The 26,606-nt window shown below is 38.2% G+C and carries 26 protein-coding genes, 2 pseudogenes and 1 other annotated feature; of the genes and pseudogenes, 27 read left to right on the top strand and 1 reads right to left on the bottom strand.

Annotation, left to right across the window (positions count from 1 at the left end):
* Positions 1-87: 87 nt before the first annotated feature.
* The 4 genes and pseudogenes from ACEPXD_RS19190 to ACEPXD_RS19175 all read left to right on the top strand — a co-directional run bounded on the left by ACEPXD_RS19190 (position 88) and on the right by ACEPXD_RS19175 (position 3,314).
* Positions 88-1,053, top strand: a complete 966-nt coding sequence (locus ACEPXD_RS19190) for a DUF4003 family protein (RefSeq protein ID WP_391118528.1) — start codon at positions 88-90, stop codon at positions 1,051-1,053.
* A gap of 124 nt (positions 1,054-1,177) precedes the next feature.
* Positions 1,178-1,654: an acyl-CoA thioesterase gene (locus ACEPXD_RS19185; protein ID WP_391118526.1), complete on the top strand. Its 477-nt coding sequence runs from the start codon at positions 1,178-1,180 to the stop codon at positions 1,652-1,654.
* Positions 1,655-1,673: 19 nt separating this feature from the next.
* A complete protein-coding gene (locus ACEPXD_RS19180) occupies positions 1,674-2,051 on the top strand; it encodes a hypothetical protein (RefSeq protein WP_391118524.1) in 378 nt (125 codons plus the stop codon).
* A gap of 122 nt (positions 2,052-2,173) precedes the next feature.
* Positions 2,174-3,314, top strand: a pseudogene (locus tag ACEPXD_RS19175) (IS3 family transposase).
* A 101-nt stretch (positions 3,315-3,415) separates the two neighbouring features.
* Here the strand turns inward: ACEPXD_RS19175 and corA are convergent.
* Entirely contained in the window at positions 3,416-4,378 is a 963-nt protein-coding gene (gene corA, locus ACEPXD_RS19170) for a magnesium/cobalt transporter CorA (RefSeq protein WP_391118522.1), read from the bottom strand.
* Positions 4,379-4,596: 218 nt separating this feature from the next.
* Here corA and ACEPXD_RS19165 point away from each other — a divergent pair, with 218 nt between their 5' ends.
* The 23 genes and pseudogenes from ACEPXD_RS19165 to sigH all read left to right on the top strand — a co-directional run bounded on the left by ACEPXD_RS19165 (position 4,597) and on the right by sigH (position 26,540).
* Positions 4,597-4,983 (top strand): hypothetical protein, encoded by a 387-nt coding sequence (locus tag ACEPXD_RS19165; RefSeq protein WP_391118520.1) that lies wholly within the window; start codon positions 4,597-4,599, stop codon positions 4,981-4,983.
* A 221-nt stretch (positions 4,984-5,204) separates the two neighbouring features.
* A pseudogene (locus tag ACEPXD_RS19160) lies at positions 5,205-5,624 on the top strand (M55 family metallopeptidase); the annotation flags it as partial.
* A gap of 98 nt (positions 5,625-5,722) precedes the next feature.
* A complete protein-coding gene (locus tag ACEPXD_RS19155) occupies positions 5,723-6,646 on the top strand; it encodes a S66 peptidase family protein (RefSeq protein WP_391118518.1) in 924 nt (307 codons plus the stop codon).
* A 115-nt stretch (positions 6,647-6,761) separates the two neighbouring features.
* Positions 6,762-7,685 carry an NlpC/P60 family protein gene (locus tag ACEPXD_RS19150; RefSeq protein WP_391118515.1) on the top strand — a complete coding sequence of 308 codons (924 nt, stop codon included), beginning with the start codon at positions 6,762-6,764 and terminating at the stop codon, positions 7,683-7,685.
* A gap of 193 nt (positions 7,686-7,878) precedes the next feature.
* A complete protein-coding gene (locus ACEPXD_RS19145; protein ID WP_391123396.1) occupies positions 7,879-7,959 on the top strand; it encodes a hypothetical protein in 81 nt (26 codons plus the stop codon).
* Between the two features lie 173 nt (positions 7,960-8,132).
* Positions 8,133-9,056, top strand: coding sequence for an ATP-binding cassette domain-containing protein (locus tag ACEPXD_RS19140; protein WP_391118514.1), 924 nt, complete (start codon positions 8,133-8,135; stop codon positions 9,054-9,056).
* Positions 9,034-9,975: an ABC transporter permease gene (locus ACEPXD_RS19135; RefSeq protein ID WP_391118513.1), complete on the top strand. Its 942-nt coding sequence runs from the start codon at positions 9,034-9,036 to the stop codon at positions 9,973-9,975. The genes ACEPXD_RS19140 and ACEPXD_RS19135 overlap by 23 nt, the downstream gene beginning before the upstream one ends.
* A gap of 301 nt (positions 9,976-10,276) precedes the next feature.
* Positions 10,277-11,284 (top strand): ribosome small subunit-dependent GTPase A, encoded by a 1,008-nt coding sequence (rsgA, locus tag ACEPXD_RS19130; RefSeq protein ID WP_391123393.1) that lies wholly within the window; start codon positions 10,277-10,279, stop codon positions 11,282-11,284.
* A 456-nt stretch (positions 11,285-11,740) separates the two neighbouring features.
* Complete coding sequence (locus ACEPXD_RS19125; RefSeq protein ID WP_151701765.1) at positions 11,741-12,208, top strand: CtsR family transcriptional regulator; 468 nt, start codon at positions 11,741-11,743, stop codon at positions 12,206-12,208.
* A gap of 21 nt (positions 12,209-12,229) precedes the next feature.
* Entirely contained in the window at positions 12,230-12,775 is a 546-nt protein-coding gene (locus ACEPXD_RS19120; RefSeq protein WP_391118512.1) for a UvrB/UvrC motif-containing protein, read from the top strand.
* Positions 12,765-13,859, top strand: coding sequence for a protein arginine kinase (locus tag ACEPXD_RS19115; RefSeq protein ID WP_391123390.1), 1,095 nt, complete (start codon positions 12,765-12,767; stop codon positions 13,857-13,859). Before ACEPXD_RS19120 ends, ACEPXD_RS19115 begins: the two co-directional genes overlap by 11 nt.
* On the top strand, positions 13,856-16,303 hold the full coding sequence (locus ACEPXD_RS19110; RefSeq protein WP_391118510.1) for an ATP-dependent Clp protease ATP-binding subunit: 2,448 nt from the start codon (positions 13,856-13,858) through the stop codon (positions 16,301-16,303). Before ACEPXD_RS19115 ends, ACEPXD_RS19110 begins: the two co-directional genes overlap by 4 nt.
* A gap of 58 nt (positions 16,304-16,361) precedes the next feature.
* Positions 16,362-17,732 (top strand): DNA repair protein RadA, encoded by a 1,371-nt coding sequence (gene radA / locus ACEPXD_RS19105; protein WP_391118508.1) that lies wholly within the window; start codon positions 16,362-16,364, stop codon positions 17,730-17,732.
* A 126-nt stretch (positions 17,733-17,858) separates the two neighbouring features.
* Positions 17,859-18,947: a PIN/TRAM domain-containing protein gene (locus tag ACEPXD_RS19100; RefSeq protein ID WP_391118506.1), complete on the top strand. Its 1,089-nt coding sequence runs from the start codon at positions 17,859-17,861 to the stop codon at positions 18,945-18,947.
* A gap of 75 nt (positions 18,948-19,022) precedes the next feature.
* Entirely contained in the window at positions 19,023-19,700 is a 678-nt protein-coding gene (gene ispD / locus ACEPXD_RS19095) for a 2-C-methyl-D-erythritol 4-phosphate cytidylyltransferase (protein ID WP_391118504.1), read from the top strand.
* Positions 19,701-19,713: 13 nt separating this feature from the next.
* Positions 19,714-20,193: a 2-C-methyl-D-erythritol 2,4-cyclodiphosphate synthase gene (gene ispF, locus ACEPXD_RS19090; RefSeq protein ID WP_391118502.1), complete on the top strand. Its 480-nt coding sequence runs from the start codon at positions 19,714-19,716 to the stop codon at positions 20,191-20,193.
* Positions 20,194-20,263: 70 nt separating this feature from the next.
* Complete coding sequence (gene gltX, locus ACEPXD_RS19085) at positions 20,264-21,727, top strand: glutamate--tRNA ligase (protein ID WP_391118500.1); 1,464 nt, start codon at positions 20,264-20,266, stop codon at positions 21,725-21,727.
* Positions 21,728-21,785: 58 nt separating this feature from the next.
* Positions 21,786-22,008, top strand: a binding site (T-box leader).
* 55 nt (positions 22,009-22,063) lie between these two features.
* Positions 22,064-22,735 carry a serine O-acetyltransferase gene (gene cysE, locus ACEPXD_RS19080; RefSeq protein WP_391118498.1) on the top strand — a complete coding sequence of 224 codons (672 nt, stop codon included), beginning with the start codon at positions 22,064-22,066 and terminating at the stop codon, positions 22,733-22,735.
* Positions 22,716-24,116 (top strand): cysteine--tRNA ligase, encoded by a 1,401-nt coding sequence (cysS, locus tag ACEPXD_RS19075; RefSeq protein WP_391118496.1) that lies wholly within the window; start codon positions 22,716-22,718, stop codon positions 24,114-24,116. The genes cysE and cysS overlap by 20 nt, the downstream gene beginning before the upstream one ends.
* Before the next feature lie 4 nt (positions 24,117-24,120).
* On the top strand, positions 24,121-24,540 hold the full coding sequence (locus tag ACEPXD_RS19070) for a Mini-ribonuclease 3 (protein WP_391118494.1): 420 nt from the start codon (positions 24,121-24,123) through the stop codon (positions 24,538-24,540).
* The gene (gene rlmB / locus ACEPXD_RS19065) at positions 24,541-25,311 is read left to right on the top strand and encodes a 23S rRNA (guanosine(2251)-2'-O)-methyltransferase RlmB (protein ID WP_391118492.1); all 771 of its coding nucleotides are present in this window, start codon (positions 24,541-24,543) and stop codon (positions 25,309-25,311) included.
* Positions 25,312-25,315: 4 nt separating this feature from the next.
* Positions 25,316-25,825, top strand: a complete 510-nt coding sequence (locus tag ACEPXD_RS19060; protein ID WP_391118490.1) for an NYN domain-containing protein — start codon at positions 25,316-25,318, stop codon at positions 25,823-25,825.
* 70 nt (positions 25,826-25,895) lie between these two features.
* Entirely contained in the window at positions 25,896-26,540 is a 645-nt protein-coding gene (gene sigH / locus ACEPXD_RS19055; RefSeq protein ID WP_391118488.1) for an RNA polymerase sporulation sigma factor SigH, read from the top strand.
* Positions 26,541-26,606 lie beyond the last annotated feature (66 nt).

Genomic DNA, 26,606 nt, shown 5'->3' with positions numbered 1-26,606 from the left:
ACACCTACTTTTCTTATTACAATAATTATAACAAAAACTGAAACTATTTTAGTGTTACAGCGTAAAAAAGAAAAGGAGTGATTGGACATGACAATCAATCAAAAAGTAGAAGAGACATTCAAAGCATTAAAAGAAACAGTAGGCTGGGGTGTCGATAAACGAGTCACTTTATCACTTGCAGGTTATTACGTAATTTTGGGTAAAGAGATTAATGAAATCAGATTTAAGGAAATAGAATCTTATATTAAAAAGAAAGCAAGCATATTTTCTCCATTACGCTCTCATTTGCATTATCTTTTTGTTGCTACAATAGATGCTGGTGGTCAAGAACCCATTCAAGCGGTTGATCTTTTATTGGAGAAAGTAGAGGCTTTAAAAAAGTCTTCCTTTAAAGTGAATAGCTATACTTATTTAGCGGCATTACTAATGACAGATGATAAAGAGGCTTGGCCAAACGAGGTAAATCGAGCAAAACAGCTAATGCAGGACATGAAAAAACATCATCGTTTTTTAACATCTACGGATGATTATCCATATGCCATGTTTTTAGGGAAACTGGATGGAGACACTACAGTTCGTGCTGAATCGATGAATCGTTACTATCAAGAACTTCGAAATCATAAGTTTTATTCGGGAAATGAATTACAGTGGATGTCGCAAGTGTTAACGTATACAAGTGCAAATTACGAGGAAGATTTGATTTCACGGGCATTGATCATTCAAGATGGGTTAAAAAGTGTAAAGATAAAAACTTCTGCAGCCCAGTATCCAATAATTGGATTTATGGCAGTATTGAAAATGAATGAAGAACAATTAAATGACATCGTTTCCACTTATCAATCCCTAGTAAGTATGAAATTATTTTCTTGGTACAAAGAAAGTGCACTGCCTATTGCACTTGGATGGGAAATGAGATCATCAAAAGATGCTTATACAACAGCTGCTATTTCAATGGCGACATCTCTGGAAATGCTTCTCCAGGCACAACAAGCGATGATGATTTCGACTATTGCGGCAACTAGTGTTGCTACTTCATCTTCCAACTCTAACTAACCTTCATGGTATACTATAAGGGATGTGCTATGATTGCAGAAACCATGAAAAATGGCTAGCATCGGTTACACATGCCTAAAAATAGGCATGTGTAATTAATTTAACAAAATTAGAGGAGAAATACATGATGAAAACAAACCCCATGAGTCAATCCAGAACAATTCAAACCCACCTAATTCTTCCACCGGATACAAACCATCATCAAACGATTTTTGGAGGAAAAGTACTTGCTTATATTGATGAAATAGCAGCCATTTCATCTATGAAACATGCGCAAGGTGAGGTAGTAACAGCATCTATTGATTCAGTTGATTTTCTTTCTTCTGCAAAAGTTGGAGATGTCCTTGAGTTAGATGCGGTCGTTTCGTCCACTGGTCGGTCATCTATGGAGGTCTATGTTCGTGTAACATCGACGAACCTAATAACAGGAGAAGAAAAACTTACGACAGAGTCTTATGTAACAATGGTTGCAATAGATAAGAATAGTAAGCCAGTTCCAATACCAGGCATTCATCCAGAAACCGATGAAGAAAAACGATTATTTGAAACAGGTCCTGCTAGACGTGCTCATCGTAAACAACGATTAGATATGAAACACTAATACTATAGGATGTGATGCTGTGCTGAAGCGAATCGATGAATTTTATATGTACATTATGATTGCGCTATTAGTGGTATATTTAATAAACTTTGCATATTTTGGTGAATTGACGATTACGTTTACAGTCATAGCTCTTGCAATTATTCTTGAAATAGTAATACATCGCCATCATATGAAACGACTTACCAACGCACAGCTCTCCATTATTGGGGTAGTGTTACTAGCGGGTATTGCCGGCATTATTTATTTGTTTGTGTTATTTCGCATTTTTTTAGATCCGTTTAGTTTATCGTCTACCCTAGAGCATGTTCTACTACTTGCTTTTGTACTTATTTGTTTATACGCACTCATCCGTTTTATCAAAAACTTATTTGGCAGGGCAATTGAAAATAAATAAAAGAACCTTTGAGTAGTTATTGAATAGCTCTGCACTGACCTAAATAAATGAGACAAATAAAAGCACCTTTCGTTGAAAAACGGGTATACAATACCTAAATTCAATACGGAGGTGTTTTTTCTATGGGGACAAGAGTCAGTTATCCAATCGAAGTGAAAATGAAGGCGATAGAAATGCGATTGGCTAAGGTACCAGTAAAGGAAGTAATGGAAAAATTGAGTATTCGGAACAAAACGCAATTGAAGAGATGGATGCATTGGTATCGAAATGGAGAAATCCACCGTCTCCATCAACCAGTCGGTAAACAATATACCTTCGGTAAAGGACCGGAATATGGCAGTGAGACTGCCAAACTGCAGGCAGAGAATCGATATTTGAAACAGCAGATTGAAGTTTTAAAAAAGTACGGGGAATTGGAAAGGAAGTGGTGCCAAAAGTAGTGACCCAATTAGTTGAAGAATTAAAGAACGTTATGCCAGTCGGAGAGATTTGTCGTCACCTTGGTGTAGGTCGCTCATCTTACTATCGTTGGAGAAAGAATGCCGATCAAATCACACAAAAGGAGATTCGAGATCAACAGATTGGCGACATGTGCAAACAACATAAGTTCCGATATGGTTATCGAAAGATTTCCGCTCTATACACAGGAGTTTGTGTGAAAACTGTGCAGCGTGCTATGCAAAAATATGGTTGGCAATGTAGAGTAAAGGTGAAAAAAAGGAAGCGTACGGGACAGCCGGCATATGTCGCACCGAATTTATTGGAACGGGATTTTTCAGCTGCTAGTCCTTTGGAGAAGTTAGTTACGGATATTACGTACTTGCCTTTTGGCCAATCGATGATGTATCTTTCTAGTATTCTCGATGTCTTCAATGGCGAGATTGTGGCACAAACTATCGGTTTCAAACAAGACACCGATTTTGTGTTGGACACGCTCAATCAATTGCCTGATCTACCAGAAGGATGTATTCTGCATAGTGACCAAGGTTCCGTTTATACGTCCTATGCTTATCAAAAAGCAGTCAAAAAAAAGGAATTACCATGAGCATGTCCCGCAAAGGCACGCCAGCTGATAATTCCCCAATCGAAACGTTTCATTCCACGCTAAAGTCTGAAACGTTCTATCTAGACGATATCTATCGCACAACGAATGCATGTGTGATACAAATCGTCGAAGAATACATTACTTATTATAACAATATCCGTATTCAAACGAAATTAAACAGCCAATCGCCGATTCAATACCGTCAATTGGCTGCATAATAGGGGTTTTTATTCCTGTCTCAAAAAGGGTAGTCAGTGCCCTCCTCAAAGGTTTTTTAGTTAAATGGTAGACGAAGTGTTTAATCATACCTCTTTTAAAACTAATTCTTAAACAAATTAAACCAGCCTTTATATTTAAACCAAGCAAGCATGGCGATAGCAATCACGACCATCAATGCCATCACACCAAAGTATCCAAATTTCCACTCTAGCTCAGGCATATTCACAAAGTTCATCCCGTACACTCCCACGATAAATGTTAAAGGGATAAAAACGGTCGAAACAATTGTTAAAATCATCATAATTCTATTCATATGACTAGAGTTAATGGACATATGACTATCTCGAATATCAGCCGTTAGTTCACGATTCGTTTCAACCATATCCGCTAGCTTTAACAAATGATCATAAATATCTCCAAAATAAGCTCGTTCAGAAGGCTGTAAATTAATTCGCTGAGAGTTCATTATTCGATAGAGTAAATCACGCATTGGAATAATGGTTCGCCGGAGTCTAAGTAAATCACTTCGAAGGTCAAACACTTGATTCATGGACAAACGCCGCATATCTATCGATAGCCTATCTTCTACTTCATTTAAATAGTCTTCAATTTTATAAACAATCGGAAAATAAGCATCCACCACTTTATCGACAATATGATACATTGCATGCATTGCTCCGCGTTCCCAGCCTTTTGGGTTTCGTTTTATGCGCTCTCGAGCTTGATCGAGTTCATGCATGATAGGAATATGAAAGGTAACGACAAAGTCTTTTCCAACAAATAAATTGAGTTCTTCCGAATCAAGCGTTACTTCATTGAACGTATGCAGTACAAAAAATACATGTCCGTCGTAATGATCTGCTTTTGGACGTTGAAGTCTCAATAAACAATCTTCAATTGCTAGTGGATGGAAATGAAAGAAAGAGCTAAGAAGATTTTTTTCCTCTTCCGTAGGTTCGCCTATGTCTACCCAATACCATTCAAACGTTTTATGCTTTATATCTTCGAGAGGAAAATCACTAATTATCTCGTGATCTGTTGTTATCCCTATCGTTCGAATCATATTAATACCTCATTTCAACACTAAATATCTTTAACTATTATCGCATATTCGCAGGTTTCCTACAAAATCCACTTGTTAATGCTTACTTTCTTGAGCATCCGAACTCCTAAACCTCTTTGTCAGTAACTTGACATAGGGGTTTAAATGTTAGGAAATACCTCTTTTTCGGAAGGACTCTTTTTTATTTACAGTGAATTGAGGTGTTTGTCTAGTTTGTAATGTCCGGTTCTGCATCTACTAGTATAAGTGAAAAAGGAGGTGAATTTATCGTGAACCCACATCGTCAACCTTGTAATTCATGTCAACAACCTATACAATCTCCGTGGTTCCAACCACCTGCTCCACCGGTAGTATGTCCACCACAATATCGCGTGCATGATTCCTTTATGCCGAGAATGCAGCCTGTTATCCACCCATTTGTGAATGTGAATAGAGAGCATATTGTCAATGTTCCACAGCATTTTTATACAGAAACGAATCGAAATGTCGTTGTGAATCCACCTCAACAAGCTTTTCCAATGCAGCAAGGAGGTTTTCAACAACCGTTCCCACAACAACAACCTTTCCCGCAACAACAATTCTTCCCAGGTCAACCGCGATTCTAATGAAATGAATTGCAAGAAGCAGCAAAGAAGCACATCTCTTTACTGCGACGAGCAAATGCCTTTATTTTAAAGTGCATTTGCTTTTTTTGATTTATATAAGTTAAAGAACCTGCAAATCTATAATGATCAAAAATAGTTTAAATTACAGTATTTTTTTCGATAAAGTCGTATGACTCCAACTTAGAAAGGTTTTTTTGGAATAAAAATACGCAGGTTTTGGAATGAAGCTTTTTCTTTCAATAGATGTGGAAGGGATTACGGGTTTGCTGGATCATACTTTTGTGTACTCAGATAAGCATAATTATTAACATACTCGACGTATAATGACAAAAGAGGCAGATGCAATTGCAATTGTGGGAAGTGCTCTATCAATGGGAGTAAAAGAAATACTAGTAAATTACACTCACTCTAAAATGAATCATATTTTAGTAGAAGATCTGCATCCAGAAGTAATGAGCCGTTCCATGATATACGGCGTTCGAAATTTCTTTATAAATGATATAGTAGTTGGAGAACTTGGATTTAATGCATATGTAGTAGGTCATTTTGGAGTACCGGTAATTATGGTTGCGGGAGATGATGGAGCGTATAGAGAAGCAGAAGTTTTAATTCCAAGTGTTAAAACAGCAGCAGTAAAAGATTAAATTTCCAGATCGACAGTTAAGCATTACATTCAAAAGTAGCGGCGCCTAAAAAATGCCGCGGCTCTTGATATGTAAATAAAGGAGAAAATACAAAGATGAAAATTCGTCCAAAACGATTACAAATAGGAGATACGATTGGTATTATTGCTCCCGCCAGTCCACCAAATCTTAAACAACTAAAGCGCTCTTTAAAATTTTTAGATGAGCTAGGTTTGAACTATCAAATGGGGAAAAGTGTAGAAAACGTATATGGTTATCTTGCAGGTTCAGATGAAGAACGTTTAGAAGACTTACATGAGATGTTCGCAGATCCTAATATTGCAGGAATAGTTTGTGCTGGTGGGGGGTATGGGTCTGCTAGATACACGGATAAAATAGATTTTCAATTAATGAATGAATGTCCAAAAATTTTCTGGGGTTATTCCGATATTACTTTTTTACATACAAGCATGAATTTATACTCCGATATTGTGACTTTCCATGGCCCTATGCTAGCTTCAGATGTAGGGAAAGACGCGTTTTCTGATCTGTCGAAAAAAATGTTCCAACAATTATTTACACCAATGGAACTGCATTATACCGAAGCGATTTCTCCGTTAGCACGCTTTTCAGGTGGAGTGGCACGTGGCGAGTTAGCAGGAGGGAATTTATCACTACTTGCAAGTGGGGTTGGGACGAAATACCAAGTAGACACTAGAGGTAAATTATTGTTGATTGAAGATATTGGTGAAGAACCATATCGGGTAGATGGAATGCTCAATCAGCTTCGACAAGCAGGTATACTGGACGCAGCTGCAGGATTTGTTATCGGAGACTTTAAAGATGCGGAACCGAAAAAACGACAGGTTTCATTTTCTTTAGATGAAGTGCTCAATCACTACTTAGGTAGTTTAGGAAAGCCGGCTGTAAGGGGATTCAAGATAGGTCATTGTGAACCTCATTTTGCTGTTCCACTTGGTGCAGAAGCTGAGTTAGATGCCGATAATTTATCACTTGTTATTTTACCGGGAGTTGAGTAAAGGATCCAATTAATGCTAATTAGTTCTATTTTGAAGGAAGTAAAATGTCATTCTCAACAGAACCTGGTCTTGGGATTTTTCGTATGGAATTGGAAAAGGGATAGGAGGTTAATAGATGACTTCAGAAGCGAATGAATATATTTGTTCGGTGAAAGTCGCAACTGTTTGGACGGACCCAGCTTCTGCAAGAGGGTTAGATACCCCCGGCATTGCAAATCCTGTTTTATTATTAGAATGGCTTGATGCACTACAGTATAAAGAAAGAATTGCACTTTGTGAGGAAAACCGTGTACAGACCCAGCTTTTATATGGAGAACCGGTACTTGTGGACGAAATAAAAGGGGACTGGGCAAAAATTGTAGCTATTTGGCAACCTTCTAAAAAAGAAAGCCGTGGATATCCAGGGTGGGTTCCTATAACGCAATTACAGAAACCTGAACTAGTGAATTCGATTGGGATTGCACGTGTTTCTTTAGCGAGAACTCAGCTATGGGACATGAAAAAGAACCCGCTGCTCGTTGTGTCATTTAATACGACTCTTCCAGTTGTTTCAGAAGATGCCTCTTATTATAAAGTTCAAACCCCACATGGCGAAGCATTGTTGCAAAAAGAGCATGCTGACTTTGCTAAATCGATAGGACAATACCCAAAACGTTCTGCAGAAGATGCAGCAACTTTAGGTGAACTTTACTTAGACTTGCCTTATTTATGGGGTGGAATGTCTCCGTATGGCTATGATTGTTCAGGGTTCTCGTACAATATGCTGAAGGCGTGTGGATATTTAATTCCCCGCGATGCAAGTGACCAAGCTTGTATTGGACAAGAAATCCAGATAGACGACTCTTCCGCTTGGAAAAAAGGGGATTTAATCTTTTTTTCTAATGACGAGGGTAGGGGACCTGTGCGTCATGTAGGGTTTTACTATGGAAATGGGCAATTATTGCATTCTCCTTCCACAGGTAAAGCAGTTGAAATTATATTGTTAGAAAGTTCTACGCTTGAGAATGAAATCTGTGCAGTGAGAAGGTACGCAGTTTAGGGGGATTTGAGTAAGAGAAAAGTTCTTTTGTCTGTAGAAAATTTGAAACTCCATTTTGAAACAGGACAAGGAGAAACGTTAAAGGTGATACAGGCATTGAAGAATCAAAGCAACAAAATCTCTTACAAGAAGAGTTTCCTAGCCCTATTAATCCCCTTCTGGCTGTGTGTTTAGAACCCGCTGTGCAAATGCTATGGCAATTTGCGCGGAAGAAAAACCAGCTTGGAAGGAACAAGAATCAGGCCATTTTGTTGCGTGCCATTTATATAATTAAGTTTAGGAGCATCTGCTTAGGGAGATGCTTCTATTTGTTATCCTTTATAAACAATTCCGCCTGCTAAAAGAGTAATCCAAAATAAGCGAGTAACTTTCCATGAAAAATTGTACTAATTAAAATGAACTTTTATTGTATTAAAACGTATTACCTAGTAAGGAAGGTGTGAGGAAATGGAAACAAAGCCAATTGTTAAACTACAAAATGTAACAAAAGTAATTGGGAAAAAGAAAATTATTGATGACCTCAGCTTAGATTTATGGCCAGGACAAATCACAGGATTTTTAGGTCCTAATGGAGCAGGAAAGACAACGACGATACGTATGATGACAGGACTAATGAAACCAACATCCGGAGAGGTATTTATTGATGGGAAAGCAATTTCTACAAATTTTGAGGAAACCATGAGTAAAGTGGGAGTAATTGTAGAAAATCCTGAGATGTATAAGTTTATGAGTGGATATAAAAACTTGTTGCACTTTGCACGAATGAACAAAAGTGTAACAAAAGCTCGAATAGATGAAGTAATTGCACAAGTAGGCTTACAAAATAGAATTCATGAAAAGGTGTCAACATATTCACTTGGAATGCGCCAACGTTTAGGACTTGCCCAGGCTCTTCTACATCGTCCTAAGTTTTTAATATTAGATGAGCCGACAAATGGACTGGACCCAGCTGGGATTCGTGAATTCCGTATGTATTTACGCAAAATTGCGATAGAAGATGGAGTTTCTATTTTTGTATCGAGCCACTTATTAGCTGAAATAGAGTTAATATGTGATAGGATCGCTGTTATTCAAAATGGCAAATTAATCTCCATACAAGAAGTTAAAGAAGAGCAAGAGTCACATTACTATATGGAAGTTACTCCGAAAGAACAAGCAACTACATTCTTTGCTATTAAAAACATTCCGGTAGAAGTTACAGGAGATGGTTTCGTATTGCCATTAGAAAAGAAGGCAGTTCCATCTTTTATTGCGGAAATGGTTGCAAGTAATTTGCAAATCTATATGTTCAGTCCACATAGAAAAACGTTGGAAGATCAATTTTTAGAATTAACTGGAGGTGGGCAAATTGCTGAATCTCATACGAAATGAATGGTTAAAGCTGTGGAGTAAAAAAGCTACTTGGGTGATGGTTGTACTTGTAGCCCTTTTAATGATTGGATCTGCAGGAATTACTAAATGGGTCAATAACCAAACTGACTCGGTGGAAAACTGGAAACAGGATTCACAAACGAAGATTACGTTTTTTGAGCAAGAACTTGAGAATCCTAACTTGGCCAATGATGTGTTGCAAGCTGACAAAGACTCCTTGGCAATGGAAAAGTATCGTCTAGATCAAGATGTTGCGCCAATAAGTTCCAATAGCATTAAGGGATTTATTAGTAACATTCCTAACATGCTTTCCATTATTACGTTATTTTCAGTAATTGTGGCGGCTGGCATTGTTGCGTCTGAGTTTTCTCAAGGGACGATTAAAATGCTTTTAACGAGACCGGTGAAAAGATGGAAAATACTAACCTCTAAACTTTTAACTGTAGGAATTTTTGCAATAGTAATGTCCATCATTCTATTTGTATTTGGAGTAATTGGAGCTTATATTTTCTTTGATTCTGTCCCAGGAATGAATTTAGATGTAGTAAATGGTCAAGTAATAGAAGTTTCCTTTTGGGGTAGGGTTCTATTATTAACTGGACTTTCTCTTGTGAATGTATTTGTTATTGGAACGCTGGCATTTATGATCGGTTCGGTGTTTCGTTCGAGTTCTCTTGCTATTGGTATATCCATTTTCCTTATGTTCATGGGAGTGACTATTACGTCTGTGTTGGCTAGGTTTGATTTTGCTAAGTATATCTTATTTGCAAATACCAATCTAACTCAGTATATAGGCGGAAGTCATCCGATAATAGAGGGGTTAACAATGCCATTTTCTATAGCAGTCATTTTGGTATATGTCATTGTCTTTTTAGGTATTAGTTACTGGTCTTTTACTAAGAGAGATGTAACTGCATAAAAAATGTATTGACATAAAGTTAATACTTATAGTATTCTGAAAACAACTTAAGGAAAGGAGTGAGGCATTATGGCGAGTGTATATAAAAATCCACAAATCAGTAAGTTCATGATGTCCCACTCTATATGTCGCTAAAAAAGTAAGTTTTTCTTACTTTTCTATTCGATATGCTTCTTTACTAATGACCGGGGAACCATGACTGCTGATTTGTGCAGTCATGGTTTTTTATATGGAAAATTAGGAGGAAGTTAAATTGAATTTAATCGAACAATATGGTTGGAATAATAAATGGGAAGAAAAAATGCTTAGTAAAGGAATTGCAGGTCGCGTTTTACTTGAGCATAAGCACTTATATCGTGTCATAACAAATGAAGGGGAATGGTTATGCTCTCTTTCAGGGAAATTCAAGTTTGACCATGAGCGTGAAGCATTTCCTGCAGTAGGAGATTGGGTAGTGCTGGAGCAAATGCCTGGAGAAGAAAAAGGAATTATTCAGGAAGTGCTCCCACGCACTTCCCAGTTTTCAAGAAAAGTAGCTGGTCAGACAACGGAAATACAGTTAATCGCTGTCAATGTCGATTATGTATTTCTTGTTATGTCTCTTAATTATGATTTTAATGTACGTCGTTTAGAGAGATATTTACTAGCAGCATGGGATTCAGGTGCTACACCTGTTGTTGTGTTAACGAAAAAAGATGCATGTGACGACTTATCCTATTATATTAATGAAGTAGAATCAGTCGCCTTTGGTGTAGATGTGTTTGCTGTGAGTAGTGTGTCCGGTGAGGGAATTGAGCATCTTGCTGCTCTATTATCTGCCGGTAAAACAGGAGCACTTTTAGGTTCTTCAGGAGTTGGCAAATCCTCGTTGATCAATGCGGTTTCTGGGGAAGAGGTAATGGCTGTTAGTGATATTCGAGAAGATGATAGTAAAGGACGTCATACGACAACACATCGTGAATTATCATTGCTCCCAGGAGGAGGACTTTTAATAGACACCCCTGGAATGCGAGAATTTCAATTATGGGATAGTAATGAAGGTGTAAGTGCTAGCTTTAGTGACATTGAGGAGTTAGCAGAAGGATGCCGTTTTAGGGACTGCCAACATCAAAAAGAACCTGGTTGTGCGATTCATGAAGCTATTTCTAGCGGTACACTAAAAGAAGAACGATATAGGAGCTACGTAAAGTTATTAAGAGAACTTGCACATATTGAGCGGAAAAACGATGTTGTTGCCAAAAAAGCAGAAGTGAATAAGTGGAAGAAAGTCACAAAAAATTACCGGAAACATTCTATAAAGAAAAAATAAGTGATGATTAATTCACTATTTCTTTTAAGTGTCAAACTAGTATTCAAATAACGCAAAACTACTAATCGCTTTGGTTAGTAGTTTTTTTATGAAAAGAAGTTAAATAAATTGGGTATGCTAAGAACCAAAAGTTCAAGGTATTTTGTATCGCATTCATCTTACTTCACCACAAAAAATTCCCATGGTAATAGTGTAGCCAATGTTTCGTACAAAGCACTCTGGAAATAGTAAAGACAAAATGCACTTAAAGGACACTTACGCTTTTTTAAAGTGAAAAAGTAAAAAAAATGGTACTTGGAATATCTCTTTGGGAAACAAGCGAAAAGATTTTCGTCCCCTAATATGAGTGTTAAATCATATGTATTTCTTAGAATCGTATCAATTGCACATAAATAATTTTGTCGTTATAATATAGTCAAAGTTAGTCAAAGTCAGTTTGCGAGAAGAGGTGAGAAGATGAAAAATATATCTGACATAATTGAAGGTTATTTAAAGTCTATTATAGAAGAAGAGAGTAAGGGACAAATTGAAATAAAAAGAAGTGAAATTGCAGAGAAGTTTCAATGTGTTCCATCTCAGATCAACTATGTAATTAATACCCGTTTTACCCAAGATCGCGGTTATTTAGTGGAAAGTAAGCGCGGTGGTGGGGGATATATTCGAATTCTCCGCGTACGTGCGCATACAAAGGCTGATTTGATTGAGCATATCATACAAAGCCTAGAAAACGGGGCATCTGAATCCATGACAGAAGACATCGTTTTCAGATTAATTGACGAAGAGGTTATATCCAAACGAGAAGCAAAGCTCATTTTAGCGGGTCTTAATCGAACTACACTTGCAATTCCACTACCTGTGAGAGATGAATTACGCTCGCGTATATTATGTGCCATGTTGCTAACATTAAAATATGAAATAAAGTGAAGGTAAACGGGGTGTTGAAAAGTGATTTGTGAAAATTGTAAGCAGAGACCAGCTAAAGTAACGGTTACGCAAGTGCATAACGGTGAACACTTTGAAAGACATTATTGTGAGAATTGTGCCAATAGTCTCCACCCGTTTTACGTAGAGTATAAACAAGATCCGTTATCTCTACACCAGCTATTATCAAACTGGTTTAATCATGCAGAACAGCAACCAGTACATCCAAAACAAGATAGGCCAAAACTGGTTTGCGATGAATGCGGTTGGTCCATCCAACGATTTTTAGATGAAGGGAAATTTGGGTGTGCCTCTTGCTATAATAGCTTCCGTAAACAATTGCCGAATGTATTAAAACGATTGCATAACGGAAACGTTACACATATAGGAAAAGCACCAGGAGCTCTAGGTGAGAAATTAGAACTGAAAAAAAGGATTGAAGCTATTCGTTTGCAAATGAAGGACGCCATTGAAACCGAACGATTCGAGGAAGCTGCTAAGTTAAGAGACGAGGCAAGAGAGCTTGAAAGTAGAATTGCATCCGGAGGTGACGAAACGCATGTCGATTGAACGCTTTTTAGATAATTCTCCATCAAGCTGGATGGCTGGTATTGGAGATCATTCGGATATTGTCATGAGTACGCGAATTCGGTTGGCTAGAAACTTAAATGGGTACAGATTTCCATTGGCATTTACCGAAGATGAAGCGCATAAAATTGACCAGTCAGTTTCAGCCACCCTTTTGGATGCAGATGAAGAATTTAAAATGAACTTCTCTTCTATTCAAATAAAAGATTTATCCGAATTAAGTCGGCAAGTATTAGTAGAAAAGCATTTGATTAGTCCTAAACTTGCCAATTCACCGATGACTGGCTCGGTTTTACTGTCCGACGATGAGTCAGTTAGTGTGATGATCAATGAAGAAGACCATATTCGAATTCAATGCTTGTTTCCTGGACTTCAGATTCAAGAAGCTTACACGCAAGCGGATACGATCGATCGATTACTAGATAAAGAATTACCATATGCGTTTGATGAGCAATTTGGTTATTTGACAAGTTGTCCTACCAACACTGGTACTGGGTTGCGTGCTTCCGTAATGATGCATTTGCCAGCGTTAACAATGACCAAACAAATGAACAGAATCGTTACAATCATCTCGAGACTAGGAATGGTTGTAAGAGGAATATACGGCGAGGGCAGTGAAGCACTCGGTAACGTTTACCAAGTATCCAATCAAACAACGCTAGGCAAAACGGAAGAGGATATTCTATCGGATCTTCAAAGTATTACAGAACAAATTATTCAAAAAGAAAAAGAAGCAAGAAGTGCACTATTAAACCATTCTGCCAATACACTAGAAGATCGGTTATACCGGTCTTTGGGAACTTTGTCTTATGCTCGTATTATTACGACAGAGGAAGCAGCTAGATGCTTGTCAGATGTACGTTTAGGAATAGACATAGGGCTCATAAAAGATGTGGATGTAACTATTTTGAATGAATGCATGGTTTTTATGCAACCAGGATTTTTACAAAAGTATGCAGAAACCACTTTGAATGCTTCGGAACGCGATACGTTTCGCGCAAAGTTATTAAGGGAACGGTTACAAATGGGAGAAAAACTGAAAACAAAAGGAGAGGAACTTGCATGATGTTTAATCGATTTACACAAAGATCTCAAAAGGTATTACAACTAGCGCAAGAAGAAGCTATTCGCTTAAAGCACGAATCAATTGGAACAGAACATATATTACTTGGGCTTATCCGAGAAGGTAGTGGAATTGCAGCAAAAGCATTGGAAGCAATAGAGGTAGATCTTAAAGTTATTGAAAAGGGAATTGAAGAGTTAGTAGGAACGGGTGCTGAAGAAGTTGGCCCAATCGTTCACTATACGCCTCGTGCAAAAAAAGTTATCGAACTTTCCGTGGATGAGTCACGAAAGCTTGGGCACTCTTATATTGGAACGGAGCATTTACTTCTTGCGTTAATCCGTGAAGGAGAAGGCGTTGCTGCAAGAGTGTTAAATAATGCAGGAGTTAGCTTAAACAAAGCTCGTCAACAAGTGCTTCAATTGTTAGGAAGTACCGACCAATCTCATGGAAACGGCAGTAATAGTGCTTCCCCTGCAAGTACTCCAACTTTAGATGGGTTAGCACGAGATTTAACACAAATAGCGAGAGAAGGTACATTAGATCCTGTCATAGGGCGAAGCAAAGAAATCACGCGTGTGATTGAGATTTTGGCACGACGTACAAAAAATAACCCTGTACTAATTGGGGAACCAGGTGTAGGTAAAACGGCCATTGCTGAAGGGCTTGCACAACAAATTGTACAAAATGAAGTGCCAGAAATTTTACGGGATAAACGGGTAATGACGCTCGACATGGGGACAGTCGTAGCTGGAACCAAATACCGTGGTGAATTTGAAGATCGTTTGAAAAAAGTAATGGATGAAATTCGCCAAGCTGGAAATGTTATTTTATTCATCGATGAACTTCATACATTAATCGGAGCTGGTGGAGCAGAAGGTGCAATTGATGCTTCCAATATTTTGAAACCTGCTCTTGCACGTGGTGAAATTCAATGTATCGGTGCAACTACATTAGATGAGTATCGTAAATATATTGAAAAAGATGCAGCACTTGAACGCCGTTTCCAACCAATTCAAGTAGATGAACCTTCTGTGGATGAAGCAATTCAAATTATTTATGGCTTACGAGATCGATATGAAGCACATCACCGTGTGAAAATTACGGATGAAGCGGTGGTAGCGGCAGTCAAAATGTCAGATCGTTACATTTCGGACCGCTTTTTACCGGACAAAGCAATTGATTTAATCGATGAAGCCGGTTCCAAAGTTCGCCTGCGCTCTTATACAACTCCTCCTAACTTAAAAGAATTAGAAGCAAAGTTAGAAGCAGTTCGCTCGGAAAAAAATGCTTCGGTACAAAGTCAAGAGTTTGAAAAAGCTGCATCTTTCCGGGACAAAGAACAAAAAATAAAAGATGAGCTAGAAAAAATGAAAGACTCATGGAAAGAAAAACAAGGTAAAGAAGAGTCTGAAGTGACAGTGGAAGATATTGCGGCGGTTGTTTCTATGTGGACGGGGGTTCCTGTATCCAAACTTGCCCAAACGGAATCTGAAAAGTTATTAAAATTAGAAGATAAGCTACATGAAAGAGTAATTGGCCAAGCAGAAGCTGTTGATGCAATTTCTCGTGCAATTCGTCGCGCTCGTGCAGGATTAAAAGATCCAAAACGTCCGATTGGTTCATTCATTTTCCTTGGTCCTACTGGTGTAGGTAAAACGGAACTTGCTCGTGCTCTAGCAGAAGTAATGTTTGGTGATGAAGATGCAATGATTCGGGTAGATATGTCTGAGTACATGGAAAAACATTCTACTTCACGTCTTGTAGGGTCACCTCCAGGTTATGTTGGATTTGATGATGGAGGTCAATTGACGGAGAAAGTACGCCGTAAACCCTACTCTGTTATTTTGTTAGACGAAATAGAAAAAGCACATCCTGATGTGTTTAATATTCTTCTTCAGGTGTTAGAAGATGGTCGTTTAACAGACTCCAAAGGGCGTACAGTTGATTTTCGTAATACAGTTGTTATCATGACATCTAATGTTGGTGCGGATGCGCTTAAATACAATAAGTACGTTGGATTTAACTTACAAGAAGGTGGAAAAACAGATTATAAAGATATGAAAAGTAAAATGCTCGAGGAGTTGAAAAAAGCATTCCGCCCTGAGTTCTTAAACCGTTTAGATGAAATGATCGTGTTCCACTCTCTAGAAAGAGAGCATTTAAAACGAATTGTTACGTTAATGACGCAACAATTAGCGCAACGTTTAAAAGAGCAAGGTATTGAGCTAGAGTTAACAGAAGCTGCTCAAGAAAAAATTACGACAGAAGGGTACGATCCTGCCTATGGTGCAAGACCATTGCGTCGAGCATTGCAAAAGCATGTGGAAGATCGACTTTCTGAAGAACTACTAAAAGGTGAAGTACTAACTGGACAACATGTTGTGTTTGATGTGGAGAATGATGAATTTGTCGTTCATACAAAAGCCATAGTAACAGAAGTCTAAAATAATGGGCATTCCAAACGTTAAGTAAGGAATGCCTTTTTTTACATAGGAGGAACAAATGGCGAAACGAAAAACGAAGTTTATGTGTAATTCTTGCGGTTATGAGTCTGCCAAATGGATGGGAAGATGTCCAGGATGCGGAGAATGGAATACAATGGTAGAAGAGTTGGAGGTTGTTTCAAAAGGACCAAAACGATCTTTTCAACATTCTTCTGGAGTAGCCCAGAAAGCCACGCCAATTATTGCTGTGGAGACAGCGGATGAACCGAGAGTAGAAACGGAACTCATGGAGTTCAATCGAGTACTTGGCGGTGGAATTGTGCCTGGTTCCCTTATTTTAATAGGTGGAGATCCGGGAATCGGAAAGTCAACTTTGCTTTTACAAGTTTCTGCATTACTTGCAAACAAAGGAGAACGCGTTTTATATATTTCCGGTGAGGAATCGATTAGACAGACGAAGCTTCGCGCCGAGCGTTTGGGTGTCACATCAGCTGAACTGTATATATATTCCGAAACGAATTTAGAATTAATCAATGAAACAATTGATAGTGTAGAGCCTAGATTTGTCGTTGTCGACTCTATTCAAACCGTACATCATCCGGAAGTGACAAGTGCTCCAGGAAGTGTGTCTCAAGTGCGAGAATGTACAGCTGAACTAATGCGCATTGCTAAAACAAAAAATATAGCAATTTTCTTAGTAGGGCATGTAACGAAAGAGGGGCAAATTGCTGGACCACGTTTATTAGAGCATATGGTAGATACTGTTTTATATTTTGAAGGAGAACGACATCATACATACCGGATTTTACGGTCACAAAAAAATAGATTTGGTTCGACGAATGAAATTGCCATTTTTGAGATGGTGCAGCAAGGTTTAAAAGAAGTGTTGAATCCATCTGAATTATTTTTGCAAGAGCGTTCACACGGAGCAGCTGGCTCAGCCATTGTTGCTTCGATGGAAGGGACAAGACCTATCTTGGTTGAAATTCAAGCACTTGTTACTCAATCTAGTTTTAATTATCCAAAACGAATGGCAACAGGAATCGATCAAAATAGAATTTCTTTACTCATGGCTGTATTAGAAAAACGTATGGGATTACTATTGCAAACGCAAGATGCTTATATAAAAGTTGCGGGTGGAGTTAAATTAGACGAACCTGCGATTGATTTAGCCGTCCTAGTAAGTATCGTATCCAGTTTCCGGGACACAGGAGTAACACCTACCGATTGTTTTGTGGGAGAGGTTGGACTAACTGGCGAAGTTAGACGAGTATCGAGAATTGAGCAAAGAGTGCAAGAGGCGACCAAATTAGGTTTTAAACGTATCGTGATTCCTGCATCTAATTTAGGTGGCTGGGATTATCCAAAAGGTATTCAAGTAATTGGGGTAGAAACTGTAAATGAAGTCATGAAAGAAGCTTTTCAATAATCAATTTTAAGTAGTTCTTCTATACGTTTTAGTTAACTAACAGGAGTAACTATTTACTCCTGTTTAACATAATAGACGTAGATTGAAGGTTGGCTGTATAATAAAAGGTAAATGGAGGTGGAGTGTTTGTTAAAATGGATTATTCAAATTGCATTCATTTTAATAGGAGGTACATTAGGGTTACTATTTTTACCGCACTTATACGAAGTTATAAATTTATCTGATAACCCATGGATTCAAAATCCTTATGTATCTGTAATTATTGGTGCAATCATACTCTATATTGCAGCATTTTTTTTAACAGACTACTTAATTAACTTTATTCGTTGGATGGAAGAACGTCTCTTAAGGGCGCCGATAGGTGATTTGCTTTTTGGGACAATAGGACTTGTCGTTGGATTAATGGTGGCATTTTTACTTGGAACTGCTATTAATAATATTGTCATTCCTGGTATTGGATCGGTAGTTCCAGTTTTATTATCTATCGTACTTGGATATTTAGGTTTTCAAGTAGGGTTTAAAAAAAGGGACGAGTTACTACAAGTTTTTACTACCTCCAAACAACCTGGACAAAAGAAGAAAAGTTCAGAGGATGAGGAGCAGGGCCTAAGTTTAGGGACATATAAACTTCTCGATACAAGTGTCATTATAGATGGGCGTATTGCGGATATTTCACAGACTGGTTTTATGGAAGGGGTATTGGTAGTTCCGCAGTTTGTTCTTACGGAGCTACAGCATATTGCAGATTCATCTGACACCTTAAAAAGAACAAGAGGACGCCGTGGACTAGACGTGTTAAAAACATTACAAACTGAACGTGCTTCCGCCGTATTAATTGTGGAAGAAGATTTTGAAGACATACAAGAAGTCGATTTAAAACTTATGCGTTTAGCGAAGAAAATGAATGGAATTGTGGTGACGAATGATTTCAACTTAAATAAAGTTTGTGATCTCCATCAAGTGCGCGTTCTTAACATTAATGATCTTGCAAATGCAGTCAAGCCAGTCGTTATTCCCGGGGAAATAATGCATGTAGTCGTTATTAAAGACGGCAAAGAGCACAACCAAGGTGTCGCTTACTTAGACGATGGAACGATGATAGTTGTTGAAGGTGGTAAAGCGTATATTGGACAAGCGATTAATGTAGAAGTGACGAGTGTTCTTCAAACTTCTGCAGGTCGTATGATTTTCGCAAAACCACAAGACTCAAAATAGTGGGAGGGGGTAGTTTCCTAAGATTTAGTAGGGAAATGCCCTTTTTCTATTGCTAATAGGAGGAGATATATAGAGATGTATACCGTATTGTTACCAGCTGCAGGTAGTGGGAAACGAATGGGGGCAGGTCAAAATAAACTGTTTTTAGAATTGAGACAGATTCCTATATTAATACATACTTTGCGTGTTTTTGATCAAGATTCGAAGTGTAAATCTATCGTGTTGGCAGTAAAAAAAGAAGAACAATCATTTATTGAGCAGTTGTTAGTAAAACATCATATTACGAAAGTGGTCGCTATTACAGAAGGCGGAGCAGAGAGGCAGCATAGTGTTTACGCTTGTCTAAAATCCTCACCAGACAAAGGCATTGTACTTGTGCATGATGCGGCAAGACCTTTTATTAAACGAGCAGTTATTCATCAACTTGTCCAAACTGCCGAGAAATCTGGGGCAGCAGTAGCGGCAGTTCGTGCAAAGGATACAATGAAAAAAGTAGAAAATGGTATAATTCAAGAAACGGTGGATCGAGAAAGTTTATGGGTTATCCAAACACCACAAGCTTTTCAGTATGCACTATTAGAAAAAGCTGAGCGTCTTGCGGACAAAGATTGCTTTTTGGGTACAGATGAAGCGATGCTTGTCGAACGTTTAGGAGAGCAAGTGCACATCGTGGAAAGTACGTATGATAACGTAAAGATGACAACAAAAGAAGATCTTCTTTTGGGAGAAGTAATATTAAACAAACTTAAGTAGGGGGCACATTAAAATGATGCGAATTGGTCAAGGGTTTGATGTACATGAATTTGCGGATAATCGTCCATTAATTATTGGAGGAATTACGATTCCTTATGAGAGAGGGCTTATTGGACATTCGGATGCGGATGTGTTGCTCCATACGATTACAGATGCAGCACTAGGTGCAATAGGAGAAGGAGATATTGGGAGACACTTCCCTGATACCGATCCGGATTTTAAAGACGCGGATTCAGCTAAATTGCTGGAACATATTTGGAAAATCGTAGATGCTCGTGGTTATAAGCTGGGAAATATTGATTGTACTATTATTGCGCAAAAGCCGAAAATGGCTCCGCATATTGAAACGATTCGTGCACGGGTTGCAGAGCTTCTTCAGGCGCATGTTAGTCAAGTGAATGTAAAAGCAACGACAACAGAAAAATTAGGTTTTACAGGTCGTGAAGAAGGTATAGCTTCGATGGCAACTATTTTACTTGTAAAGAAAGACTAACTTTAAAAAGCACGGTAGCAGTGGTAAAATAAATAAAGTTTACATGCTCGAAAACTAGGAGGATATTACAATGACACAAGAAGTTCGCGTACGATATGCACCAAGTCCAACGGGGTTTTTACATATTGGAGGAGCACGTACAGCATTATTTAACTATTTATATGCACGCCATCATAACGGAAAATTTATCGTTCGTATCGAGGATACAGACATTGAACGCAATGTAGAGGGTGGCGAATTATCACAACTCGAAAACTTAAAATGGTTAGGTATTGAATATGATGAATCCGTTGACATCGGTGGACCTTATGCACCGTATCGCCAAATGGAACGCCTAGATATTTACACGAAGCATGCGGAAGAAATGCTAGAAAGTGGACATGCCTATAAATGTTTCTGTTCGTCAGAGGAATTAGAAGCAGATCGTGAAGTACAAAAAGAAAAAGGTGTAGCAGCCCCTATGTACAATGGTAAATGCCGTCATTTATCTGCAGAAGAAGTACAAGCTAAAGAAGCTGCAGGTTTGCCGCTTACAATTCGTATGCGTGTACCAGAAAATGTAACATACACATTTGAGGATTTAGTTCGTGGTTCAGTTACATTTGAATCGAAAGATGTTGGAGATTGGGTACTTGTGAAAGCAAATGGCATTCCAACATATAACTATGCGGTAGTACTAGATGATTACTTTATGAAGATTTCACATGTATTCCGTGGGGAAGAACATTTATCTAACACACCAAAACAATTAATGGTATTTGATGCATTTGGATGGGACTATCCGAAGTACGGACATATGACCTTAATCATTAATGAAAGTCGTAAAAAGCTATCAAAACGTGATGAGTCCATTATTCAATTTGTCACACAATACAAAGATCTTGGATACTTACCAGAAGCTATGTTCAACTTCTTTGCACTTTTAGGATGGTCTCCTGAAGGGGAAGATGAAATTTTCTCGAAAGAGGAATTCATTAAAATCTTTGATGTGAATCGTTTATCTAAATCACCGTCTATGTTTGATAAACAAAAGTTAACATGGATGAATAATCAATACATTAAACAATTACCACTTGAAAAAGTCGTTGAACTTGCACTCCCACACTTACAAAAAGCAGAATTACTTCCGGAAGAATTAACCGCTGAAGAGCATGTATGGGCAACAAAATTGATCGCTCTTTATCATGACCAAATGAGCTTCGGTGCTGAAATTGTTGAACTATCTTCTCAGTTCTTTGATCATGAAATTGCATATACTGAAGAAGCGGCAGAAGTATTGGCTGGTGAACAAGTTCCTGAAGTTATGGCTGCATTTAAAACGCAATTAGAATCTTTAGACACTTTTGAAGCAACAGAGATTAAAGGAGCTATAAAAGCAGTTCAAAAAGAAACAGGTCATAAAGGAAAAAATCTATTCATGCCAATTCGTGTCGTGACAACTGGTCAAACGCACGGTCCTGAGTTAGCGGATGCAATCAGCCTAATCGGAAAAGAAAAGGTAATTGCTCGAGTGACTAAATACGCAAAACAATAAGATTGACTTTCCTGTTATTAGGTGTGAAAATGAGGATACAAATTCCAAACGGAAGCTATAGGAAGCTAAGAAGAGGAGAAGTAAGTAACGCACGTTCTTTAGAGAGGACCATCACCGGCTGAAAGTGGTCTGAACCAATGAGTTACTGAAATGCACCTCTGAGTGCCATGCCGAACGTACGAGTAGGCTGGACGTATCATCTGCGTTAAAGATGCTAAGTGGAAAAGGTATTGTAAACACCTTTTCAATCAGAGTGGAACCGCGCCTAAAGCGTCTCTGTCTATTTTTAATAGACAAAGACGCTTTTTTATTTTTTTTCCAAAAGGAGAGATACAGATGTTTGAACGAATGAAGGAAGATATAGCCGTAGTGTTTGAACAGGATCCTGCAGCAACAACTATGCTAGAAGTAGTATTAACATACTCAGGTTTACACGCTATTTGGAGCCATCGAATTGCCCACGCTTTTTATAAAAAGAGACTATTTTTCCTTGCGCGTATCATTTCACAAATTAGCCGTTTTTTTACAGGAATTGAAATTCATCCAGGTGCTAAAATCGGCAGACGATTTTTTATTGACCACGGAATGGGTGTAGTTATTGGAGAAACTTGTGAAATTGGAGAAGATTGCACAATTTATCAAGGGGTTACATTGGGGGGAACAGGAAAAGAGAAAGGAAAAAGACATCCCACCCTTGCTGATAACGTGTTAGTTGCAACAGGTGCAAAGGTTTTAGGATCCATTACAATTGGAGAAAATAGTAAAGTGGGAGCAGGTTCTGTCGTGTTAAAAGATGTTCCGATTAACTCAACAGTTGTTGGTATTCCTGGTGTAGTCGTTATTCAAAATGGTGTGAAATTGAAACGGAATTTAAATCATCACGATCTACCGGATCCTTTTGCTGATAGATGCAAAAAGATGGAAAATGAAATTAAAGTGTTACAAGAAGAAATAGAAAGACTTACAAAAGAAGAGGAGATGAAAGAGTATGGCAATTCAAATATTTAACACATTAAAACGTGAAAAAGAACCCTTTGTGCCAATGGAAGAGGGAAAGGTGAAAATGTATGTGTGCGGACCAACCGTATATAACTACATTCATATTGGAAACGCCCGACCTGTAATCGTATACGATACGGTCAGAAAGTATTTAGAATATCGTGGTTATGATGTGACATACGTATCAAACTTTACCGATGTAGATGACAAAATTATTAAGGCGGCAAATGATCTCGGTGAAGACGTTTCTGATTTAACAGAACGATTCATAAATGCTTATTTTGCAGACGTGGAAGCATTGGGTTGCAGTAGAGCGGACTCCCATCCTCGTGTAACGGATCATATGACCGAAATTATAGAGTTTATAAAAGTGCTAGAAGAAAAAGGGTATGCATATGAATCCCATGGAGATATGTATTACCGCACAAGAAAATTTGATGGGTATGGTAAACTCTCCCACCAGTCAGTAGATGATTTGAAAATTGGCGCACGTATTGAAACAGGTGAAAAGAAAGAGGATGCGCTTGATTTTGCTTTATGGAAAGCTGCGAAACCAGGAGAAATTTTCTGGGAAAGCCCTTGGGGTCAAGGACGCCCGGGCTGGCATATTGAGTGCTCAGTAATGGCGCGTGAGATCCTAGGAGACACAATTGATATTCATGCAGGTGGCCAAGATTTAACTTTCCCTCATCATGAAAATGAAATTGCGCAATCAGAAGCAAGAACTGGAAAAACCTTTGCGAGATATTGGATGCACAATGGTTATATTAATATTGATAATGAAAAGATGTCTAAATCACTTGGGAACTTTGTGTTAGTTAACGATATCCGTCAGCAAATTGATCCGCAAATATTAAGACTGTTCATGCTAAGTGTGCATTATCGTCATCCGATTAATTACGCTGGAGATCTAGTAGAGCAAGCGAAAGCTGGTCTTGAAAGAATTCGAACTTCTTATGCGAATGTGGTGCATCGCTTAAATGCAACTGCTGATTTAGGGGATCACAATGATATTTGGCTACAGAAGATTGGAGAAGTGAAAGATCAATTTATCGCTGCTATGGATGACGACTTCAACACAGCGAACGGAATTGCTGCAGTATTTGAACTATCAAAGCTTGCAAATACGTATTTACTTGAAAAACAAACTTCTGAACAAGTGTTAAACCAATTCCTAATAGTTTTTGATGAACTAACATCCGTGTTAGGGCTTTCTCTTAAACAAGAGAAAGAAGTATTGGATGAAGAAATCGATGCGTTGATAGAAGAACGTAATCAAGCGAGACAAGATCGAAATTTTGCGCGAGCAGATGAAATCAGAGATCAATTAAAAGACATGAATATTATTTTAGAAGATACTGCGCAAGGTATCCGATGGAAAAGAGGGTGAACTTGTGAGTGATTTTAAACTTTCGGATGTAAAACAACTAAACTCTTTAGCCTTAGCGTACATGGGAGATGCTGTGTTCGAGCAAGTCGTTCGTGAGCATCTCATTCGTTCGGGTCGTGTAAAGCCTAATATCTTGCATAGAGAGGCTACAAATTATGTATCAGCTAAGGCGCAAGCAACAATTGTTAGAGAGTTGTTAAACACTCATTTTCTGACTGAAGAGGAAGAAGCAGTGTTAAGAAGAGGTCGAAATGCAAAGTCTGGCACTGTACCAAAAAACACGGATGTTCAAACATACCATTATAGTACAGCTTTTGAAGCGGTAATAGGAAGTTTATATTTAGGCGAACAAAAAGAGCGATTGCAGGAATTGCTGCAATTCTCCATTGAATTTATCGACACACAGAAAGGGGAGAAAAAGTAAATGACAGAGCAAACAGAACAAACAGAACAAACAGGTGAGATTATTGCAGGGAAAAACCCTGTAGTCGAAGCGTTACGTTCCGGAAGAGATATGAACAAGGTGTGGATTGCGGAAGGTGTACAAAAAAGTGGAGTTAATGAAATTATTCAATTAGCAAAAGAAGCGGGTATTATCGTTCAATTTGTTCCGAAAAAAAAATTGGATAACTTAACTGATGCAAATCATCAAGGAATTGTTGCTTCAGTTGCTGCTTACCGTTACGCAGAACTAGATGATTTGTTTGAACTAGCTGCTAGTAAACAAGAGGATCCTCTTTTTATTATTTTAGATGAAATTGAAGACCCGCATAATCTTGGATCCATTATGCGTACAGCAGATGCAGTTGGTGCGCATGGGATTATTATTCCGAAAAGACGAGCTGTTGGGCTAACGGCAGTGGTGGCGAAGGCTTCTACAGGTGCCATAGAGCATATTCCTGTATTTCGTGCCGGCAACTTAGCGCAAACCGTGGATGAGTTAAAAACACGTGGTGTTTGGATTGCGGGAACAGATGCAGCAAAATCAACGGACTATCGAAATATGGATGCAACACTTCCGCTAGCACTTATTATTGGTAGTGAAGGAAAAGGAATGAGTCGTTTATTAAAAGATAAGTGTGACTTCTTATACCATTTGCCGATGGTCGGTCATGTGACAAGTTTAAATGCGTCTGTTGCTACCGCAATACTTTTATACGAAGTATTGCGTGTTAGACGTCCGCTTAAAGGCTAAACAGGTGCAAATCCTACTTGTCGATGGCTATAATATCATCGGCGCATGGAATGAATTAAGATTATTAAAAAGAGATAAACTTTTAGACGCTAGAGATCGACTAATTGAACTAATGGCAGAATATAAAGCATTTACAGGTATTCGAGTGATTGTGGTTTTTGATGCGCATCTAGTTCCAGGAGTAGAAAACAAACAGAAGCAAAATGATGTAGAGGTAATATTTACTCGTGAAAGTGAGACAGCAGATGAAAGAATTGAAAAGCTCACGCAGGAGTTAAGTGGTAGAAGAGTTCAAATTCATGTAGCGACTTCCGATATGACAGAGCAAAGAGTAATTTTTGGACAAGGTGCATTAAGAAAATCTGCCCGAGAATTTGAAATTGAAATGGCTTCTATTTCATCGAATATTACGAAAAAAGTGAGGCATATCCAAGAAAACAAACCGACTACTAAGATACCTTTAACAGAGGAAGTTGCGGAAATTTTCGAAAAATGGCGAAGAGGAATGAAATGATGCATTGACGCTGTAAATTTTCTTCCTGTATACTTGTTATATCTATTCGTATATTGCAGAGGTGACTTCATTGGAAAAGGCGGAACATAATCTACAACAATTGGATAGTTTACAAGATGAGGAACTTGTAGAGATGGTTCATCAAGGGAACACTGAAGCACTGGATTATTTAATAACAAAGTATCGCTCGTTCGTTCGTATGAAAGGCAGATCCTACTTTTTAATTGGCGCTGACAGAGAAGATATTCACCAAGAAGGCATGATTGGATTATATAAAGCGATTCGAGATTTTAAGGAAGAAAAGCTAGCATCTTTCCGAGCGTTCGCCGAGTTATGCATTACTCGACAAATTATTACAGCTATTAAAACTGCAACTCGTCAAAAGCATATTCCTCTAAACTCATATGTATCATTAGATAAACCTATCTATGATGAAGAATCTGACCGAACTTTGATGGACATGATTGCTGGTTCGGTAATAGATGACCCAGAAGAGTTAATTATAAATCGGGAAGATTATAATTATATGGAAGAGAAAATGACGGAGATTTTAAGTGAACTGGAGCAACAAGTGTTAGTGTTATATTTAGACGGGCAGTCTTACCAAGAGATTTCAGAAGAGTTGAATAGACATGTGAAATCAATTGATAATGCACTTCAAAGAGTGAAACGAAAATTAGAGCGTTATATGGAGATTGGTAGTAATTATGTATAAACACTGGGATTCTGTTGACACAGTTTATGTAAGATGATAATCTTTAAAAAGACTTAAACGCCAAAA

It is taken from the genome of Psychrobacillus sp. L3, assembly GCF_042945595.1.
GTDB lineage: Bacteria > Bacillota > Bacilli > Bacillales_A > Planococcaceae > Psychrobacillus.
This window is presented reverse-complemented; position numbering and strand designations above follow the sequence as displayed.

Bases quoted from the DNA above. Each gene is read 5' to 3' on its own strand.
- radA (WP_391118508.1), top strand. From the start codon at position 16,362: ATGGCGAAACGAAAAACGAAGTTTATGTGTAATTCTTGCGGTTATGAG.
- ACEPXD_RS19115 (WP_391123390.1), top strand. From the start codon at position 12,765: ATGTCGATTGAACGCTTTTTAGATAATTCTCCATCAAGCTGGATGGCT.
- rsgA (WP_391123393.1), top strand. From the start codon at position 10,277: ATGCTTAGTAAAGGAATTGCAGGTCGCGTTTTACTTGAGCATAAGCAC.
- ACEPXD_RS19190 (WP_391118528.1), top strand. From the start codon at position 88: ATGACAATCAATCAAAAAGTAGAAGAGACATTCAAAGCATTAAAAGAA.
- ispD (WP_391118504.1), top strand. From the start codon at position 19,023: ATGTATACCGTATTGTTACCAGCTGCAGGTAGTGGGAAACGAATGGGG.
- ACEPXD_RS19125 (WP_151701765.1), top strand. From the start codon at position 11,741: ATGAAAAATATATCTGACATAATTGAAGGTTATTTAAAGTCTATTATA.
- ACEPXD_RS19140 (WP_391118514.1), top strand. From the start codon at position 8,133: ATGGAAACAAAGCCAATTGTTAAACTACAAAATGTAACAAAAGTAATT.
- cysE (WP_391118498.1), top strand. From the start codon at position 22,064: ATGTTTGAACGAATGAAGGAAGATATAGCCGTAGTGTTTGAACAGGAT.
- ACEPXD_RS19155 (WP_391118518.1), top strand. From the start codon at position 5,723: ATGAAAATTCGTCCAAAACGATTACAAATAGGAGATACGATTGGTATT.
- ACEPXD_RS19165 (WP_391118520.1), top strand. From the start codon at position 4,597: ATGTCCGGTTCTGCATCTACTAGTATAAGTGAAAAAGGAGGTGAATTT.
- ispF (WP_391118502.1), top strand. From the start codon at position 19,714: ATGATGCGAATTGGTCAAGGGTTTGATGTACATGAATTTGCGGATAAT.
- ACEPXD_RS19185 (WP_391118526.1), top strand. From the start codon at position 1,178: ATGATGAAAACAAACCCCATGAGTCAATCCAGAACAATTCAAACCCAC.
- gltX (WP_391118500.1), top strand. From the start codon at position 20,264: ATGACACAAGAAGTTCGCGTACGATATGCACCAAGTCCAACGGGGTTT.
- rlmB (WP_391118492.1), top strand. From the start codon at position 24,541: ATGACAGAGCAAACAGAACAAACAGAACAAACAGGTGAGATTATTGCA.
- cysS (WP_391118496.1), top strand. From the start codon at position 22,716: ATGGCAATTCAAATATTTAACACATTAAAACGTGAAAAAGAACCCTTT.
- corA (WP_391118522.1), bottom strand. From the start codon at position 4,378: ATGATTCGAACGATAGGGATAACAACAGATCACGAGATAATTAGTGAT.
- ACEPXD_RS19145 (WP_391123396.1), top strand. From the start codon at position 7,879: ATGGCAATTTGCGCGGAAGAAAAACCAGCTTGGAAGGAACAAGAATCA.
- ACEPXD_RS19110 (WP_391118510.1), top strand. From the start codon at position 13,856: ATGATGTTTAATCGATTTACACAAAGATCTCAAAAGGTATTACAACTA.
- ACEPXD_RS19150 (WP_391118515.1), top strand. From the start codon at position 6,762: ATGACTTCAGAAGCGAATGAATATATTTGTTCGGTGAAAGTCGCAACT.